This is a genomic window from Paenibacillus sp. FSL P4-0081 (assembly GCF_000758565.1).
GTDB lineage: Bacteria > Bacillota > Bacilli > Paenibacillales > Paenibacillaceae > Paenibacillus_AQ > Paenibacillus_AQ phytohabitans.
This window is the reverse complement of the sequence record NZ_CP009280.1, coordinates 3,726,377-3,744,921: the sequence shown is the minus strand read 5'-3', so window position 1 is coordinate 3,744,921 and position 18,545 is coordinate 3,726,377. Positions and strand designations below refer to the sequence as shown.

Annotated in this window: 18 protein-coding genes; 7 read left to right on the top strand and 11 right to left on the bottom strand. The window is 50.2% G+C overall.

Annotated features, from left to right (window positions below; translation table 11 throughout):
• Window positions 1–66: 66 nt before the first annotated feature.
• On the bottom strand, window positions 67–378 hold the full coding sequence (locus P40081_RS15940; protein WP_231575366.1) for a hypothetical protein: 312 nt from the start codon (window positions 376–378) through the stop codon (window positions 67–69).
• A gap of 431 nt (window positions 379–809) precedes the next feature.
• On the opposite strand from P40081_RS15940, the gene P40081_RS15935 reads away from it, so the two are divergent.
• Window positions 810–2,108: a DUF5050 domain-containing protein gene (locus tag P40081_RS15935; RefSeq protein ID WP_042136803.1), complete on the top strand. Its 1,299-nt coding sequence runs from the start codon at window positions 810–812 to the stop codon at window positions 2,106–2,108.
• Window positions 2,109–2,531: 423 nt separating this feature from the next.
• On the opposite strand, the gene P40081_RS15930 is transcribed toward P40081_RS15935, so the two are convergent.
• The gene (locus P40081_RS15930; RefSeq protein ID WP_042136801.1) at window positions 2,532–2,867 is read right to left on the bottom strand and encodes an antibiotic biosynthesis monooxygenase; all 336 of its coding nucleotides are present in this window, start codon (window positions 2,865–2,867) and stop codon (window positions 2,532–2,534) included.
• 235 nt (window positions 2,868–3,102) lie between these two features.
• On the opposite strand from P40081_RS15930, the gene P40081_RS15925 reads away from it, so the two are divergent.
• Window positions 3,103–3,654 (top strand): hypothetical protein, encoded by a 552-nt coding sequence (locus tag P40081_RS15925; RefSeq protein ID WP_042136800.1) that lies wholly within the window; start codon window positions 3,103–3,105, stop codon window positions 3,652–3,654.
• Window positions 3,655–3,739: 85 nt separating this feature from the next.
• Here P40081_RS15925 and P40081_RS15920 read toward each other — a convergent pair whose 3' ends face one another.
• From P40081_RS15920 to P40081_RS15900, 5 genes are all read right to left on the bottom strand, one after another.
• Entirely contained in the window at window positions 3,740–4,873 is a 1,134-nt protein-coding gene (locus tag P40081_RS15920) for a DUF4179 domain-containing protein (RefSeq protein WP_081969979.1), read from the bottom strand.
• A complete protein-coding gene (locus tag P40081_RS15915) occupies window positions 4,863–5,399 on the bottom strand; it encodes a sigma-70 family RNA polymerase sigma factor (protein WP_042136796.1) in 537 nt (178 codons plus the stop codon). Before P40081_RS15915 ends, P40081_RS15920 begins: the two co-directional genes overlap by 11 nt.
• A 172-nt stretch (window positions 5,400–5,571) precedes the next feature.
• Complete coding sequence (locus P40081_RS15910) at window positions 5,572–6,804, bottom strand: aminopeptidase (protein WP_039303534.1); 1,233 nt, start codon at window positions 6,802–6,804, stop codon at window positions 5,572–5,574.
• Between the two features lie 103 nt (window positions 6,805–6,907).
• Window positions 6,908–7,456 carry a hypothetical protein gene (locus tag P40081_RS15905; RefSeq protein WP_042136793.1) on the bottom strand — a complete coding sequence of 183 codons (549 nt, stop codon included), beginning with the start codon at window positions 7,454–7,456 and terminating at the stop codon, window positions 6,908–6,910.
• Window positions 7,457–7,541: 85 nt separating this feature from the next.
• Window positions 7,542–7,889: a hypothetical protein gene (locus P40081_RS15900; protein WP_042136791.1), complete on the bottom strand. Its 348-nt coding sequence runs from the start codon at window positions 7,887–7,889 to the stop codon at window positions 7,542–7,544.
• 217 nt (window positions 7,890–8,106) lie between these two features.
• On the opposite strand from P40081_RS15900, the gene P40081_RS15895 reads away from it, so the two are divergent.
• Window positions 8,107–9,237, top strand: coding sequence for a VanZ family protein (locus P40081_RS15895; RefSeq protein WP_042136789.1), 1,131 nt, complete (start codon window positions 8,107–8,109; stop codon window positions 9,235–9,237).
• Window positions 9,238–9,267: 30 nt separating this feature from the next.
• The gene (locus P40081_RS15890; RefSeq protein WP_081969978.1) at window positions 9,268–10,818 is read left to right on the top strand and encodes an amidase family protein; all 1,551 of its coding nucleotides are present in this window, start codon (window positions 9,268–9,270) and stop codon (window positions 10,816–10,818) included.
• 78 nt (window positions 10,819–10,896) lie between these two features.
• Here P40081_RS15890 and P40081_RS15885 read toward each other — a convergent pair whose 3' ends face one another.
• Entirely contained in the window at window positions 10,897–11,664 is a 768-nt protein-coding gene (locus tag P40081_RS15885) for an exodeoxyribonuclease III (RefSeq protein WP_042136788.1), read from the bottom strand.
• Between the two features lie 359 nt (window positions 11,665–12,023).
• On the opposite strand from P40081_RS15885, the gene P40081_RS15880 reads away from it, so the two are divergent.
• Window positions 12,024–12,311 (top strand): hypothetical protein, encoded by a 288-nt coding sequence (locus P40081_RS15880; RefSeq protein WP_039303550.1) that lies wholly within the window; start codon window positions 12,024–12,026, stop codon window positions 12,309–12,311.
• A gap of 95 nt (window positions 12,312–12,406) precedes the next feature.
• Here P40081_RS15880 and P40081_RS15875 read toward each other — a convergent pair whose 3' ends face one another.
• Together P40081_RS15875 and P40081_RS15870 are read right to left on the bottom strand one after the other, a co-directional pair.
• Window positions 12,407–13,516, bottom strand: coding sequence for a citrate synthase/methylcitrate synthase (locus tag P40081_RS15875; RefSeq protein WP_042136785.1), 1,110 nt, complete (start codon window positions 13,514–13,516; stop codon window positions 12,407–12,409).
• Between the two features lie 114 nt (window positions 13,517–13,630).
• Window positions 13,631–14,482 (bottom strand): helix-turn-helix transcriptional regulator, encoded by an 852-nt coding sequence (locus tag P40081_RS15870; protein WP_042136784.1) that lies wholly within the window; start codon window positions 14,480–14,482, stop codon window positions 13,631–13,633.
• Between the two features lie 171 nt (window positions 14,483–14,653).
• On the opposite strand from P40081_RS15870, the gene fabF reads away from it, so the two are divergent.
• Window positions 14,654–15,892: a beta-ketoacyl-ACP synthase II gene (gene fabF / locus P40081_RS15865; protein WP_042136782.1), complete on the top strand. Its 1,239-nt coding sequence runs from the start codon at window positions 14,654–14,656 to the stop codon at window positions 15,890–15,892.
• A 407-nt stretch (window positions 15,893–16,299) separates the two neighbouring features.
• Here fabF and P40081_RS15860 read toward each other — a convergent pair whose 3' ends face one another.
• Window positions 16,300–17,175, bottom strand: a complete 876-nt coding sequence (locus tag P40081_RS15860) for a LysR family transcriptional regulator (RefSeq protein WP_052421845.1) — start codon at window positions 17,173–17,175, stop codon at window positions 16,300–16,302.
• Between the two features lie 166 nt (window positions 17,176–17,341).
• Here P40081_RS15860 and P40081_RS15855 point away from each other — a divergent pair, with 166 nt between their 5' ends.
• Window positions 17,342–18,505, top strand: a complete 1,164-nt coding sequence (locus P40081_RS15855) for an MFS transporter (protein ID WP_042136778.1) — start codon at window positions 17,342–17,344, stop codon at window positions 18,503–18,505.
• Window positions 18,506–18,545: the final 40 nt, after the last annotated feature.

Below are 18,545 nucleotides of genomic sequence, written 5' to 3'. Positions count from 1 at the left end.
CCACACGCAATAAAAGCGGGGATCAGCCTATGCGCCGGTCCCCGCTTCCCTGTATTCACTACAAATTTATATTTTCTCATCCCAAATCTTCCGCTCATTCTCCTTCACCAGCAGCTCAGCCGCCTCGGGGTAGACCGTCCGGAACGGATGATGTTTGGCTTCGATGACCTCCACCATTTTATCAATCATTTCCTGGGGGTCCTGCTGCAATGCAAGCATTGCGGCACCTTTTAGCATATCCGCGCGTTTCGTGAAATTGACTTTCTCGTCATACCATTTCTCTTTCTCTTCAAACATCATATCATTGAAGCCTGTCTTATAGGGTCCCGGATTAATGGTCGCTACCTGGATGCCGAATTCAGCGCCCGCTGCCGGCACCGGTTATGAAAATCGTTTTTTTGCCAAACATATAATCTCCTCCAGTGTCAGGTATAGTAGTTATATCAGCAGGCATTATCAATTACCGAAGAGCTGCGGATGATTACATGGTGATTTTACCCCTACCCTGGCAAGATAATCATATGCTTCCACTTGTACTTCCCGTATAATGCGTTCGGTTACATTTTCTCATTCATGCAAGCCTTGGGACTCTTTCCATCACTCGTCAGACTATATTTCCTTTCCTCCCCGCAGGTTTACCGCCTTTCAGCATACATAAGAACGCAGAATCCCCTAGCAACTTCCTTGATAACTTTAATGTTAAAGTTAATAATTGGTTCTTTAGATTTATATTACATATTGTGAATCTCTCCGATATCTTATTAGAACAGTATTTACTGTATACCACACTGCCAAAGAGGAGACTTCACATGAACGCTTTAAAGTTATTATCCAGAAAACTAGGTTGTATTCTGCTTGTACTGTTACTGGTGACCATCGGTACAGCCGGCGCCAGCCAAACACAAACGGCTTCAGCGGCAACAGCAGGCAAAGCATATGTGTATTATGTATCCAATGAAGTTCTATACCGTGTAACGACAGACGGAAGCGAAACACAGAAAATCGCCGAGAATTTCGATGGCAACGGATTAATGTCGACAGGTAAATATCTCTATTTTTACTATGAGAGCATCATGGGTATACAGCGCCTGTCACTAACTGATCCCGATGCCTTAATCACCAATTTTAGCGGAGATCGCAATATTGTCTATTTCCTGATCGATGGTGACTTCCTGTACTTCATGGATGACACGGGCAGCATCTACCGGACTTCAGCCAATGCTGAAGATGATACCCAGCTTACGCGGGTCGCAGACAATGCAGATGCGAACTTCCAGTGCTTTGACGTCCTGAATGGACGAATCTACTATAATGCCTTGAAGGATACAACCACTACCTGGGTAGCTTCTAAGCCTAGTGACGGGAGCGGAACCATTCAATGGATCGCCAGCGGAGCTATTCAGGATGCCAGTTTCATCCACCCGTATGGTGCCAGCTTAAACCTGATGATTGACACTATTCCTGGTGAAACAGAATATTCCCTTAATTCTAAGGTGCTCTACACGCTTCCCTTAAGCGGAGGGGCTCCCAAAGCAGCCAATGCCAAAAGTCCGCTGGATTCAAATGAAGTGTACGCTGGCACCTGGTCCAATAATTACTTCCTGTTTAACAAAGGGATTAAACTTGATGCAAAAGGAGAGAACAATTTCAGCACTGGCAAAGGCTTCCTGATCGACAAAAACGGAAAGATCCTTCAACTTAGCCAGAATAGTGTCCTAAGCATCAGCGAGTTAAGCAATACCAAACTGGCATATGTGGATTCCAAGGGCAAAGCATATATCAGCACTCTTGCAAATGGCAAAATAGCCTCATCCAAGGCACTTGCACTGACTAATGTTATCAATGTCCAAACCGTAAAGAATGGAACCACGCTTACTACCATTTTTTATACCAAAACCGATGCTTATGTACTGAATGCCGATTCAACACTGACCAAGATGGCGGGTGTAGAATCTGACTACTCCGTAATTACAAACGATATCCAGGGTATATATTATATTAACGCTGGAGACAACGATTGTTTGTACCGGTTCAGCAATGACGGTAAAACCAAAACCAAGCTTTCGGCTGGCCCGGTAACTTTTATCGGCTTGCTCTCCACACATTAAATACCAGACTATGAAGGAGCTTCTATTTGAAGCCCTGGTTCAGAAGAAAAGACCATGCACTGATATAACAGCTGCATGGCCTTTTTTTTCATTTAAATATCAATTCACACAAATAACCGTATCCCGTCTGAAAAGTTCCGGAGCAAGCCGCAGACTTCTTCCGGCTCCCCCATTCATAATTTCAATCAGCAATTCAGCGGCAAGCGTTCCAATTTCTTCGTACCGGTGACGTATGGTGATAAGCGGCGCATTCGTATTTTCGGTAAAAAAGCATTATCATAGCCGATCACCGGGAGATCGTCAGGCAACTTTATCCCCTTACGGCCCAATTCATAATTGCCCTCATAGCACGAGGTCATTGGCACAGCATACCGCATAATATCAAGTTTGCTGTCCAGAGAAGGCATTCTGAATTAGCCCGGTTTAGGAGCGTTTCCCGTAGGCCTTGCCCTCTTTTACCGTCTGTACATGATACATATTTACTGTAGTGCTAATGATATAAGCAGGCTTCGCCTGCCCTCTGCTGTTCTTGTGGCCCTGAAGATGGGCATCACTCTTCTCCCAGTTCTTCCAGGCTTCCTCCGATTCCCAGCGGATCAGCAGGAGAACCTCTTCATGCTCCTTACTCTTCTTATTGACCATCACGCTGACATCGATCAGCCCGTCCATTTCCTCCAGTGCCCCCTGTTTGCTGAAGCGTTCTACTACGGTGCTACTGTTGCCTTTTTCTACAACGATGGATCTGGTTTGCACGTACATATTGATCTATTCCTCCTGAAGAAGCTGCTGCACCGGGCTTAAATATTGATGCAGTCAGCTTAAAATATAATACTCTCATTCTAATTGATAATCGTTATCATTTCCAGCCAAGCTGCAGCACAATAGATAAAGTTTATTTTATAACAGAGATCTCACTAGAAAGAATAGAACTCCCGGTATAAAGTTTTAATAGTTGTTGTTACCCAATACGCATAGAAAGCAGGCAGAATATCAGATGAACATCGAAGTTAAGCTTACCGGGCTTAATGAAGCCTATATTATCAAAAATATGTATCCGCTCTATCTGCATGATTTGTCGGGACATTACGGACTTGTGCAAGGACATACCCCTAACCGGCACGGTATATTTGAGGATGATGACGAATGCCGCACACTGGCAGACCAGTATGAAGTGCAGAATATCTGGTGGGAGAAACCCGGGATTCTCTACCCTTTTCTGATCATGGTGAATTCACTGCCGGCCGGGTTCGCACTGATTGCCACTCCGCCGCACTGCGGGCAGGAGGTTAATTATTTCGTGAATGACTTTTTTCTGCTGCAGCCCTTCAGGGGGAATGGTATTGCGGAGCAAGCGGCTGTGGAGGTATTTGAACGGTTCCGGGGCGAATGGGAGCTGTTCACCAATCCGGCGGCGAGGAATATAACCGGTCAGAAATTCTGGCGGAAGACGGTCTCCCGCTATACGCAGGGTCAATATACAGAGCGCACCGGAGAGACCTTCGACGGAAATATGCTTGTCTTCCGGTTTAATAACCGGATTGAATGAGTGTTAACTTTGACACTTCACAAGTCACACAGCACAAAGGCTGACGCGCTAAAGATACCGGCGGTCAGCCTTTTCTCATCCTATTTTACGGCAGAATGGGCAGGTTAATTTCCTTGGCATTCTTACCTGTGCCCGTCTTCAGAATCAAATTGAGGGACTCGGGCTGATCCAGCAGATTGCTGCCGAAGCTCCGTTCAAAGCCCTCATAAGTTCCGGAACCCAGCGTCATTCCTAGATGGACAGTTCCATATTTTGTAATCGACTGAATTTCATTCCCGTATACAACCTCAAATATATTTTGCCTGTTCTGCCAGGTAATATCTGACTCATTCTTAATTTTAATCATCGTCCGGATCAGAAGTGGTGAGATTTCAACCTTCTCCAGTGTCACTTCGATCCCGTCGAGGACGAAGTCTTCATCCGGCTGAACAATGACAGTTTGCTGCTCTTTGAATTTCGGGTCCAGCTTGAAGCTGACCTTGAGTCTGGGAGAATAATGCATGTCGGCTACAATTGTCCCTGTCTTCGGCTGGCCAAGCTTGCCGGTGTCCACAGATGCGATCTGGAAATCTGCTTCAAGCTGCTCCGGGAACGGCTTGTTCCGGTCCAGATTGATAATGCTTCGGCCGTAGTAAATACGGTTATTGAGCAGGCCAGAAGCCGTCGCATTGCCCCCGATTCCGCCACCGTTCTCCAAATATTGTCCTGTTGATATATCCTTCATTCGTGCACTGCTGGTACCATAGACCTCCTGGCCTTCAGCCACTTCTGCGGTGTACAAAAAGATAATCCGGTTCTCATCCGCTGTAACGGCATTTAATGTAATCTTATAATCTCCGCTAGCGGCACTTTGATTAATCATCTGGATATAATCATGCCGTATAGCTGAATCCAGAGTCGCCGCTTCCATATCAAAAGAATAGAGCCGTTTAAACTTTTCCAGCTCTCCCCAATTCACTACTCCAGGAGGTGTGGCAGTATGCGATGCAGAATCGTGGATTACTGGAATGAAAAATAGGATCATTGCGGCAACCGCAGCGGCAGCCAGGCCGATAAAGGAACCTTTGGTGAATCTGCCCTGCCAGCTTCTCCTGCGTCCGCTCTCCATTCCCGCCTGAACTGCCATTCTGACCGCATTGCCTCCGGCGTCCGCTTCAGCTGCCTCGTGTATACGGACCGCATCAGACAACATCGCCTGTTCTTCCCTGCTACTGTTCATTCCATTCACCCCGGTTCTTCATAATCATCCTAAGCTGCTTCAGTCCTTTGTGCTGCCAGGTTTTGATTGTTCCCTCCGGCTTCTTAAGCAGAACGGCGATTTCAGCCAAGGTCATATCATTGTAGTATTTGAGCAGCAGCACATGACGGTATTTCAGCTTCACCTGCAAGAGCGCCCACTGCATCTCCATAGTATGAGTGCTGTTATGAATGACCGGCTCCATCATATTCTCCGCTGCGGTCGGGACTGCCCTCTTCCTTCTCCGCTGTTCGTCAATGCAGACATAGATTAATATCCGTATCAGCCAGGATTTGAACGCCTGGGGGTCCTTTAGGGTTCTTCGTTTCACCCAGGCCCGGCAGGTCGCTTCCTGCAAGGCTTCCAGCGCATCGTTGCGGTTGCCCAGATAACTGTAAGCAATATGATATAGCTGATCACTGTGCTCCATAACCGCTTTAACAAAATCCGTCTCTTCATGCGGCACAGCGGCAGTAACACGCTTCATCTCAGCCCCGGACATCGTCATCTCTCCCTCTCCTCTCCATCACTTTTACATGAATTAGACGGAGAGGTATCACAAACAGTTTTATCCTGCGGCAATTATTATCACAAAAAAAACCGCATTCCCCGCTGACCGGGAAAAAATGCGGCCTTACTTGTGGAACGCAGCTAATTAGCCGCCGCCGGATATCCTCCGGCTACAGCACCCAGTTGCCTTGGCGGAACACCGGCTCAATGGTCCCATCGGCCAGCTCCCCGTCAATATCAAGCTCCGCCGAGCCAATCATGAAATCGACATGCGTAAGGCTGACGTTGGCTCCCCTGGCAATCAGTTCTTCGCTTGTCATGGAAGTCCCGCCTTCAATGTTAACCGGATACGCACTGCCCAGGGCGAAATGACAGGATGCATTCTCATCGATCCCGGTATTATAGAACACTCTGTTCAGCCGGGAGATCGGAGAGTCATGCGGCACCAGTGCCACCTCCCCAAGATAAGAGGCCCCTTCATCCGTGTCCAGCAGCGAGGTCAGATGCTCACGCCCGGATTCGGCATCATAGGCTGTAACCTTGCCGTCCGTAAAGGTAACCGTAATTCCGTCCACCAGCCGTCCGTTCAGATTAAGCGGAAGGGTGCTTTTGACAGTACCATTGACTCCGGTGCGATGCGGCATCGTGTAGATCTCTTCCGTAGGCATATTCGCTACAAAATATACACCGCCGGCATTCTCGCCGCCGCCGCCGCGCCACAGATGGCCTTCAGGCAGTTCTACGCGCAGATCCGTGCCCGGTGCACGGTAATGAAGGCTTTTATACCGTTTGGCATTCATCCGCTCCTGGCTCTGCTTCAGGTCACCGATATGACTGCGCCAAGCAGCAACCGGATCCTCGCTGCCCACACGGTTCATCTGGAATACCGCTTCCCACATTGCCTCAATCCGGCCCTCTTCAGGCAGATCAGCGAATACCTTGTCCGCCCAGGCACGCGTAGGTGCCTTGACCAGCGACCAGCTGATTCGGTTGTTGCGGGTATAGTTCTGATATTTCTTACGGGCTACAGCAGCAGCCTTAACCGCTGTGGAGACTTTGGCGGAATCAATTCCGCGGAACAGCTCAGGGTCCGGTACCTTAATATGTAATATAGCCCCGCCTTCTTCAGCGAACCCCTCCAGCATGTCCGCATGCCACTGCGGATAATATCCGAAGGAATCCTCAGAAGCCTTCTCATAACGGATGCGCGTTACCGCTTCATCATCCCAGTCCACAAGCACATATTTAGCCCCTGCCTCATAAGCTTTGCCTACGATTAGCCGGGTAAGCTCCACGGTCTCAAGCGGTGCATGCACCATCAGCACTTGCCCTGGCTGCACGTTCACGCCAACCTTTACCACAAGCTCTGCATATTTCTCCAGCATCAGATCAAAATCCTTCATGTCTTCTCTTCCTCCGTATCTATTCCGTCTGTGAATGATTCTTGCCTTACTTTGAACAAACCCACTTGTTATTTTAACGCAAAAAAGGGCATGTGGCGATCAGTTAATCCCCCTCAGCCCATTTTCCTGTATAGACGCCGCTCTCATCACTCCGGATTATAAACCGGGCTTCGCTGAACACCGAGTTATGCCGGTAAGCAGACATTGTCAGCTCACTCTCTGTAATTCTCTCCGGTGATTCTCCGGTTAGCGGAGTCCAATAGATCGTCTCACCCGGCGCTATCGTAATCTCCTTACCAGCCTGGTTCACCTTATAGTCTGGCGCATTCCAGCGTATGAAGCTGCCCGTACTTGCACTCAGCCTGATCTCATCCGCATCTTCAGCATTTACAATTAGCGTATAGCCGGGTGCCTTGCTGTCGGTGACACGGTAGCTTCCATAAGAAGCCTCACGATCCGGCTGCGCCAGCTCCGGTGTTCCGTCTGCAGCATGAACCGTTAGAATAAATACCTTCTGCCATGCCTGCAGCTTCTCCGGTCCGGAAGAAATCTCCCTGTAAAAAAAGGCAAGCAATCCTAGAGCGATAATGAGCAGCACTCCCGCAACGAGGCGAAACCGGGCCTTCTTCATTCCGGTCCTTGTCCTGTTCATTTCCATCCCCCTCCAATCATATTAATCTCCCTGCTGCGCCGGAAACGGAAAGTACATTCCCCCTCCGCCTCCGGTACCGCAGAATCTACTGTTTATCCACCTGCAGCAGCGTAATTGTCTTCACATTATACGTATGTGAAATCTTCTCTTCGTCAATCACTTTCAATTTCGTGAGACTCGCTACTTTGGCCGGGTCTGCCTTGGAGAGCAGCCTCCACAGTTCCGGATCTGACAATGTCTGGTAAAGCTTATCATCATCATATTCCTTCCGGTTCTGCGTGACAAGCTTCACTTTGTAGCTGCCGATAACCGACTCCGCCTTGCCTTGTTCAGCAAAATAGGCCAGAATATCCTGCCTCAGCCCGGCCAGCTCCTTTTCCAGCTCCTTCTGCCTGGTCTTCAATTTATAATACTGCTGTACCTTCTTCTCCATCCTGTCTCACGCTCCTCTCCTCATATGTATGCAGGAAAGAACGGATAGAATGATTAATTCCATGGATTAAGCCCAGGTTTAATTCTATACTGAAGTCGGTTCAAGCAAGTTATAATAGGGGAAATAGTCTGCAACGTTAAGAACCGGGGTCTCATACATAATGCTTAGCATCCTATCGAGAAATCGTTCAGACAAAAACTAAGACAGCAGGTGAACCATGTTTCAATCCTATCTTTTTCCGATCTCTTATGCATTTATGGCTTTTCCGTTAGCGGCGCTGCTCTTCACTTTGCCGTTCCTGATCGTTCAATACCGCCGGCACGGTTATATCAACAAGATTCGGGCGCTCATCCTCTATTTGCTGCTCCTATACTTGCTGAACGCCTTTTTCCTGGTGCTGCTGCCCATGCCGGACTCACGCCATAACGCTGCGCCTACCGGGCATATGCTCCAGCCTGTGCCGCTGCAGTTCATTCAGGACATCTTGCGCAATACGCATCTCTCGCGTAATGATCCGTCAAGCTATCTTAACGTACTGCGCGAAACGGATTTCCTGCTGGCTGCCTTCAATGTTGTGCTGACCTTACCTTTCGGGCTGTTTCTGGGCTACTATTTCCGGACCCGCTGGGTCGTGTGCATCATGCTTTCTTTCGGGCTATCGCTATTGTTTGAGATAACACAGATTACCGGGATTTACGGTTTCTTCGACCATCCTTACCGGATCTTTGATGTCGATGACCTGATCACCAATACATTCGGCGGAATAGCCGGATTCCGGATTGCCTTATGGATCTCCGGACTGCTGCCGCGGATTGAACAGCTGGACAGCCAGGAGGATTTATCCGCCAAAAAGGTTACCTACACACGCCGAGGCCTCGCTTGCCTGCTGGATGCAGTCCTATGGATGGCAGCGGCACTTCTGCTCAATCTGCTATCTCTGAATATTTCATTCTGGTCAGTCAGTATGGTGTATTTCCTGATCGTTCCTCTCTTAACCGGAGGGCGGACGCTCGGCAAATGGGTGGTGCGTATCCGGCTGGGCAGTGCGGATGGTGGTCCGCTCAAACTCTGGATGGTGTGGATAAGGTATGGACTACTCTATGGATTGCTTGGAGGAATAAACTTCCTGTCCCTTGATTCTGCCTTAATGCTTAATTTCGGCACTGCAGGTTCTACGGTTGTACGAATTACAGCCTCGCTTGCCGATCTGATCTTCTTCATTCATCTGCTGATGCGGATGTTTAAGCGTGACCGCCCGCTATTCTACGAAGAGTGGAGCAGGACACACAATGTGATTACCTGGCCGGACCCGCAGCCGGCAGCTGCCGCTGAGACGCTGGCCAACTAAAATACTATGTATAGAGGGAAGAAAACAGCCATGAAAAATAATGATGCAGACCTTAGCAGCAGCCCCCTCAGCAACATTCACTCCCCCGCCCGGGAGTGGCAGGAATGGATAATTGAAGCGGATATAACGGCCATGCAGCAGGAAATGGAGCAGGGGAATTTAACTTCCGAGCGGTTAACAGCGCTGTATTTAGAGCGGATTGACCGGTATGACAGCCTGCTGAAATCTGTACTGGAGATTAATCCGAATGCACTGGAGATTGCCCGGAGGCTCGATCAGGAACGCCGGGATAAGGGAATACGCAGTCCGCTGCACGGAATCCCCGTACTTGTTAAGGATAATATCGCTACTTCGGACAAGCTGCACACCAGTGCGGGAGCGCTGGCATTAGCAGATTACAGGGCTGCTGAAGATGCCGTAGTCATTAATAAGCTGCGGGCTGCAGGTGCAGTGATTCTGGGAAAAGCAAATATGACGGAGTGGGCCAACTTCATGTCGCCCACCATGTGGGCGGGATACAGCTCACGCGGCGGACTGGTGCTGAATCCTTACGGGCCCGGTGAGCTGTTCATTGGCGGCTCCAGCTCGGGAAGTGCTGCGGCCGTTGCCGCTAACCTGGCAGCTGCCGCTCTCGGCACGGAAACTTCGGGTTCCATCATTTGTCCGGCTGCCCAGAACTCGCTTGCCGGCATCAAACCTACGTGGAGGCTGGTAAGCAATGCGGGGATTATACCGGGGATCGGCAGTCAGGATACCGCCGGTCCGATGGCCAGAACCGTATCGGATGCCGCACTGCTCCTCAGTGTCATTGCCGGTACCGGAGAGCATCCCCACAGCGCTTCATCCGATGGGACAGCAGGCAGACAGGATTATACTGCCGCTCTGGATATTGAATACGTGAAATCCAAACGGATTGGTATCCCGAGATTCTATTATAAGGATTTGGATGAGGAGGCACTGCTCCTGATGGAATCTGCCATAGCTGTTCTTAAAGAACTTGGAGCTGAAGTCATTGATCCTATTGAGCTTCCTTGCCAGAATGCCGAGTGGAATGCTGTTATACTACAATATGAATTCAAAAAAGGCTTAAACCGTTATTTAAGCGGCCTGCCTGCTTCTATCCCGGTGCATTCCCTGCAGGAGTTAATCGAATTCAACAACCAGCACAGCGCACAGGCGCTGAAATATGGTCAGGGAACGCTTGAATGGCTGGATACTTCCGGAGACGGGATTACGGAGCAGGAATATCTGGAGCAGCTGCAATTCTCCCGGTCCATGGCTGGCAGACAAGGCATCGATTATGCACTGGAGCATTACGGTCTGGATGCCATCATGTTTGCCGGATTTCACGGCACTGACCTGGCAGCCAGAGCCGGCTATCCGCTCATTACAGTACCTGCCGGATATACCACTACCGGGATAACTGCACCGGGAGGCTATATCACCAACGGTCCGCAGGGGGTCACCTTCTCCGCTTCAGCCTTCAGCGAAGCCGTGCTGACCGGCATTGCATACAGCTTCGAACAGGCCACGAAGCACCGGCGTCCGCCGCTTCTTGACACGGCCGGGGAATCCGATTGATATCACAAACAGAGGCGGTACCCCGCAACCCGGGATACCGCCTCTGTTCTTTTATGTTCTTTTGTATAACGAATAAATCTACACTTCCGCCGCATCAGCAAGATGAAGGACTACCGGACAATGATCACTGCCGAGAATATTGCACTCTATCCCTGCATCCAGAAGGCGCGGGGCCAGCCGCGAGGAAGCGAGGAAATAGTCGATCCGCCAGCCTACATTCTTCTCTCTTACCTTCGGCATATAGGACCACCAGCTGTAGGCACCCTCAAGCTCAGGATAGAAATACCGGAAAGTATCAACGAACCCGGCCTCCAGCAGCTCTGTCATCTTTCCGCGTTCTTCATCGGTGAAGCCTGAATTCCCGCGGTTCGATTTGACATTCTTGAGATCAATATCCTGATGCGCCACATTCAAATCCCCGCAGACTAGAACCGGCTTATGCGCATCGAGCTTCAGCAGATAATTGCGGAACTCTTCCTCCCATTCCATCCGGTAATCCAGTCTCGACAGATCCCGTTTGGCATTCGGAGTATATACATTCACCAGATAGAAGTCTGTGAATTCCAGGGTAATAATTCTTCCCTCGTCTTCGGTTTCCTTGTCGAGACCATATCTGACAGACAGCGGCTTAATCCGGGTGAAGACGGCCGTACCTGAATATCCTTTTTTGAGGGCATAATTCCAGTACTGCGAATACTCCTCACCGTGGTCCAGAACAATCTGACCCTCCTGAAGCTTCGTTTCCTGCACGCAGAAGATGTCTGCGGCGCTTTCCCGGAAATATTCGTTAAACCCTTTGTTTACACAAGCTCTCAGACCATTTACATTCCAGGACACCAGCTTCATCGTTGTCATTCTCCTTACCATTCACTAGAATTACTTCCAGTGTACCATATTGTCCTCTATTTGAGCGTAGCAGCCATGTCTTTTGCCGGAATGCTCTTCGGGCTTATCCTATACCGCTTCTACGGCAGACAGTCCAAAGATAAGGCATATATTAAACCAGCTTCATAGGTCATAGACCTAATCCATAGAGTAATCGAACCGCAAAGAGCCCCCGCCCGCCAAGGGTAGAGGCTCTTCTTCTATTTAATTCTAACTCTCATCGCCCTATTAAAATGTGCTAATCTCCCAAGACATACGTTACAGCAATCATAGTTTCGGCGAATATGATATCCTATCAAACGAAAAAGGAGGTCATTACCATGGCAATCTTGTTACCGCAACAATTCTTCAACCTGGCTGCAGGCGTTGGTAAATCTTATTATGAGAATCTGGCTGGAGGCATCAACGCGGCTGTAACTGTAAATAACAACTCCGGTTTCCCTGTGGACCTTGTTCTTTACAGAGTCAATGCTCCAGTCGTCACTTATACTATTCCTGCGCTGAACAGTCTCACAGTTTCTGTAAACCTGCTGCTTGTTGCTGCTCTTCTCAGCACAGCTGCAGGCGCAGTCTTCGGCACCATCGAAGTTGCAACCTCTGATTTCTAAATCTAATGTCAGAGTATCCCCCCTCATACTCTCTCATTAACATTCCCTTGTTCAACATCCCCGGCTGTTTGACGGCCGGGGATGTTTGTGTGCTGTTATGATACAACCTCTGATTCAGGCATCGGTCCGATATACGTAGATTGCGGGCGGAAAATCCGGTTATTGGCCGCTTGCTCCAGTATATGGGCCGTCCAGCCGACAATTCTACCAGCCGTAAACGTTGGAGTAAATATCTCCGGTGAGAGCTGCAGCGCCTTCAGAATCGCTGCGGCATAAAACTCGACGTTAGTGAACAGCCGCCGGCCCGGTTTGTATTCCTCCAGCAGTGCGATTGCCGTGGCTTCTACATGCAGGGCAAGGTCAAAGGATGCATCCTTCCCGATCATCTCCAGCGTGGCAATCTGCAGTGCTTCTGCACGGGGGTCCTTGGTCTTATAGATGCGGTGTCCAAAGCCCATCAGCTTCGTCCCGTTATCCAGCGCATTGCGCAGCCAAGGCTCTGCCCGCTCTACCGTTCCGATATCCTCCAGCATTGAGATGACTTCATAAGGTGCACCGCCATGCAGCGGCCCTTTCATCGCTCCGATAGCTCCGCATACCGCTGCGCACATATCGGATTCAGTCGAGAGCACTACCCGCCCGGCAAAAGTCGAAGCATTCATGCCATGCTCCATGCAGAGAATCAGATAAGCGCTGAGCGCCTTGACATGGGCTTCCTCCGGCAGCTTTCCTGTAAGCAAATATAGATAATTCGCAGCATGGCCAAGCTCAGGAAGCGAATCCAGTGGTGCCAGGCCCTGCAGGCTGCGGGCTCTGTACGCGATGATTGCTGGTAGAACAGCCGTCAGACGTACCGCTTGCTTCAGCGTTGGCGGCCAGGTTGTATTCTCTTTATCGCCTAGTGCGGCAACTGCACTCTGCAGCACCAGCATAAGCGGTACCGAAGCCGGGAACAGATCCAGCATCCTGCAAAGATACTCAGGAATGACTCTCTCCTCTGCCATCTGTGCCTTCAGCAGCGCCAGCTCCACTGCATCCGGCAGATGCCCGTTCCAGAGCAAATAAGCCACTTCCTCATAACTTTTGCTTACCGCAAGCTCTTTGGCCCAATATCCGCGGTATACCAAATGTCCTTTCTCTCCATCGACCAATCCGATTTCAGTTTCTCCGGCAACTACGCCTTCCAATCCGGTTACTTTAGCCATTGACCTTTGCTCCTTTTACGATCCCGCAGGAATTGATTCATCATATAAGGAGTATAAACGCCAAATTCGATATTGTATATTTATAGTTTTTTATGAATCCATAAAAAATATCTATCAAGCCTGTGGTTCAGGCGCCATCAGCTGCTTCAGCTTGGATTCTGTATTGGAATCTCCGGCGGGGGTGTAGATGCTGCAGCGCAGATCCGTGCTGCCCTGCACCTGAAGCGAGGTTAAATGGAACAGCATTTTGCCGGCTTTGGCATGCCGGAACTCCAGTACTACGTCCGGAGCGGAGCTTACCCGGCTCTCCTCCCATAGCTGATTGAACTCCGGATGCTGTTCCTTCATCTCCGCAATGAATTCATCATACCAGCGGTCCTCCAGATATTGTCCGTAATAGGCGCGGAAAATCGACAGGTACCCCCGGACAAACTGCTCCCAGTTCACGGCCAGCCGTCTGAATTCCTTGCGTACAAATAACAGGGAGATCATATTGCGCTGCTCCGGCGGCAGCTTGGCGAAATCAAGAAACACATGTGCGGCCGCCTCATTCCAGCCGACAATGCCGCAGTGCCGGTCCGAGATGATTGTCGGACAGCTTTTCAGCTCCTGCAGGATCTTCTGCAGGGACGGATGAATCACTGAGCTCTCCTCTTGAGGATAAATCATACTTCCCGGCCCGTTATCCAGGGCCAGGGCAAATAAGTAGCTCCGCTCATCCTTGGTCAGCCGCAGTGCTGCGGCAATACAATCCAGCACGGATGGAGATACTTTAATATCACGCCCCTGCTCAAGCCACGTGTACCAGGTATTGCTGACCCCGGCCAGCTGTGCCACCTCTTCGCGTCTTAGCCCCGGCGTCCTTCTGCGCGAGCCTTCCAGCAGTCCTGCCGCTGCCGGAGAGATGGCCGCTCGTCTGGATTTCAGGAAATCGGATAATGCTTGCAGCCTGTTCTGATTGGACATTGTATCTCCCTGCCTTCCGGTTGGTCTGCCTATTAGTGTAGTAGTAATTATACTAGTATAAACTACAACTTGTAATAGGATAAATTAAGTGGAACAATAGGTCTAGAACGCATCCGGTTATACTTACAACACTTAAGTTTATGCTCACATAACTTTTAGGAGGATTATCATATGGAACGCGTAGTGATCACAGGGATGGGCGTAATTTCGCCGCTTGGCAATACCGTAGAACAATTCTGGAGCCGCTTGGCTGCTGGTGAATCGGGAATTTCGCCGATCACTACTTTTGATATAACACATTTCAAGACCAAAATTGCCGGCTCTGTACAAGAGTTCGATCCTGACGCCAGATTCGGCCGCAAGGAAGCGCGGCGCATGGACCGGTTCAGCCAGTTTGCGCTTGCCGCCGCCGAGGAGGCCTGGGCCCATTCCGGCCTGCAGCTGGACAAGATTGACCGCGAACGGCTCGGTGTCTATGTAGGCTCCGGAGTAGGCGGCATCCAGACCCTGATGGAGCAGGGTGATCTGCTGCGCTCGCGTGGCCCGGAGCGGGTAAGTCCAACCCTGATCCCGATGCTGATCTCCAATATGGCAGCAGCAATGATCAGCATTGAGCTGGGAGCCTTAGGGCCGACCCTCTCGCCGGTCACTGCCTGCTCGATTGGTAATACTGCCATCGGCGAAGCCTTCCGCCTGATCCGTTACGGCGGAGCCGATGTGATCCTCGCCGGGGGTGCCGAAGCGGCGGTGACCGAAATTGCCCTGGCCAGCTTCGGCAATGCAACCGCCCTATCCACCCGCAATGAGGAGCCGCAGAAGGCCAGCCGGCCTTTTGACCAGCGCCGCGACGGCTTTGTCATCGGGGAAGGCGGCGCCATTGTCATCCTGGAGTCCCTCTCCCATGCCTTGCAGCGGAATGCTGTCATCTATGGTGAAGTAACCGGCTATGGGGCCAGCTCCGATGCTTATCATATGGTAGCCACTCATCCCGAGGGCATAGGTGCCTATCAGGCGATGAAGCTGGCGCTGAGAGAGGCCGGAATCGCTCCGGTTGAGGTGGATGTAATTAGTGCCCACGCGACCAGTACGATCGTCGGGGACCGTTCTGAGACCATGGCGATCAAGAAGCTGTTCGGTGAGGACGCCTACCGGATTCCGGTCACTGCGAACAAGTCGATGACCGGACATGCACTCGGAGCAGCCGGCGGCCTGGAAGCCATCGCCCTGCTCAAAAGCATTCAGGAGGGTCTGATTCCGCCGACAATCAATCTGGAGCAGCCTGACGAATTGTGCGACCTGGATTATGTTCCTAACCATGCCCGTCAGGCGGATCTGAAGATCGGGATCTCCAATTCCTTTGGCTTCGGCGGACATAATGCGGTCATCGTGCTGCGCAGGTATGAGGAGTAAATCAAGATGAAGTTGCGGCATTCAATGGCCTAAGAATAGTATGTTACCAATTAACAGCGGATCTCCAGGCGGAGACCCGCTGTTTGTCATACAAGTTACCGGTCACGCAGCGAGACTGGAACACAGGAGACAATTCCTGCAATTGGATTCGTTACCGGCAGAATGGAGACTTTTAGAAAGCACTCTAGACCTAAATGTTGTACGTTCTGCAACTCTGACCGATAAGTAGCCGGGTGATTGGAAGGATTGTTGTATAAAAAACAAGAATAATCCGGCTAAGCCGCTTGAAAACGCTGAAATCCTACATTTTATACAACAATCTTGAATTTCTGCCGCTAGGATCAGGGAAATGTTGTATTATGGGCATGATTTTATAAGAAGTTACCCTATCAGGATTTGTATACAAATCAATTGAAATACGCAATAGTTTTCTCAATAAATGCCTTGGCCGATTGAGTCAGAAACCGGTCTGACCGGTGAATGATCTCAAAGTGACGGTATGGCGGATCATCTGTAATTCGGATGCAGCGCAGTGTCGGTTCATTCATCGCTTGGATCAGAGGATACGGCAGCAGGGTGCCTCCGACATTGGCTTTTACCAGGCTAATAATGGAAGTGGCCGAACTGATCTCCATGATCGTATTTAAGCTGAAGCCATATTTACGGCAATAGTTATCCACCAGTTCTCGGCCTGTAAATCCTTCGGGGAACATCACCGTTTGGATATCACGCAGCTCCCGGATACCAATTGAGCTTCGCTTCGCCCAATCATGATTCTCGGAAACGACGAGCACATATTCTTCACTGCACAAAGAAATGCGTACAAGCCGGTCATCAGGAGCAGACGAGACGTCGATGCCGATGTCTACTTCATTCTCCAGCACTTGATTCAAGACGAAGACCGAAGAGACAACCTTCAGCTGCACCTTGGGGAACCGGGTATGAAAATCTGCCAGCAAAGGAGTAATCCGGTAGTCCAGATCGGAAGGGAGAACACCGATTACCAGTCGGCCCCGCTGATCATTGCGGAATTCAGCTAATGCATCCCGGGTATTCTGTAAATGACGGATCATCTGTACACAGTGCTCCAGAAACAGGTTTCCTGCCTGTGTCATCACAATCCTCTTGCCGACCCGGTCGAATAAGGGAACGCCGAGTTCATCCTCCAGCGCACGTATTTGTTGACTCAGCGTAGGTTGGGATATGCCAAGTTTCTCAGCTGCCCGTGTGAAATGAAGCGCCTCGCACACCGCAATGAAGTTTTCCATCTGACGAATCTCCATATCAGCCACCTCCAATCATTGGTTTTAGTAATCATTTTAATAGAAACAATAGTATTGTTCAATCATTCTAATGATTCTATACTTAACCGTGCATCCCCCAATGCTCTGTCACGGGCTCATGCTCACGGGTGAAAGCCACAATACTACTACCACGAGGAGATTCAGAATGAAACTTTTTTACATCGTCTTGGCGCTTATCCTGGCTTCACTGAATTTACGGCCGCCTATTACATCCATTTCTCCTCTAATGAGCACCATACAAAATGATCTGGGTATAAGCGGGATTACCGCCAGTCTGTTAACCACACTTCCGGTATTATGCATGGGCCTATTTGCTCCGTTCTCCGTTAGATTAAGCAGAAGGTGGGGAAATGAAGGGGCCATTGTTCTGGCTCTAATCCTCATCGGGCTGGGTACGGGATTACGCTGGTTTGTGGACACAACTCCATTGATGATGTTCACTTCTTTTATGTCGGGTGTAGGGATCGCCTTGGCAGGACCGCTGTTGTCCAGCTTCATCAAACAGCATTTCCCTGACCGGGTGGCAGCCATGGTAGGGATCTACTCTACAGCGATGGTGGCGGGGGCGAGCATTAGTGTGGGACTATCGGTTCCGCTTCAGCATCTGCTGGGGGGATCATGGAGGAGCTCACTGGCTGTATGGGCATTCCCCGCAGCCATTGCATTGCCTGTCTGGTTGCGGTTAGCCTGGTCTGCGCACACAGACCGGCAATCCGATATAACTAAGAGTGTATTTCATGCACCTCTTCCAGTGAAGAACAGGCGTGCCTGGGTGCTGACCCTATTCTTCGGGCTGATGGCAGCGATCTTCTATTCCTTAACCGCCTGGCTCGCGCCAGCCATCCAAAGCCAGGGGTACAGCCAGGAGACGGCCGGAAACATCCAAACCTTATTCACATTGATATCGCTGCCCTCTACGTTGTTCATACCCATGCTTGTACACCGCTACCAAAGACGTGTATTCTGGCTTGTCGGGTGTGCGTTAATGGAGTTGACCGGTGTCCTGATGCTGAACCTATCCGTTAGCCCTTGGCTCGCGGCGGTCCCGCTCGGTATTGGTGCGGGCGGAATGTTCCCGATTGCATTAATGTTGCCCATTGATGAAACAAGCAACGCCCAGGAAGCCAGTAGCTGGTCTGCAATGACCCAATCCGGCGGTTATATTCTCGGAGCGCTTGGGCCGCTGGCCATGGGCTGGTACTACGATGCTACGGGCAGCTTCGTACAAGCATTCTATGGTTTGGCTGGCATCATCGTACTTCAGATTATCGTTCAATTGGCAATAGGGAACAAAAAAAGTTCTCCATAATAAAAAACAGCGGCAGCCAGGGACTATAGTTCGTCCTTTG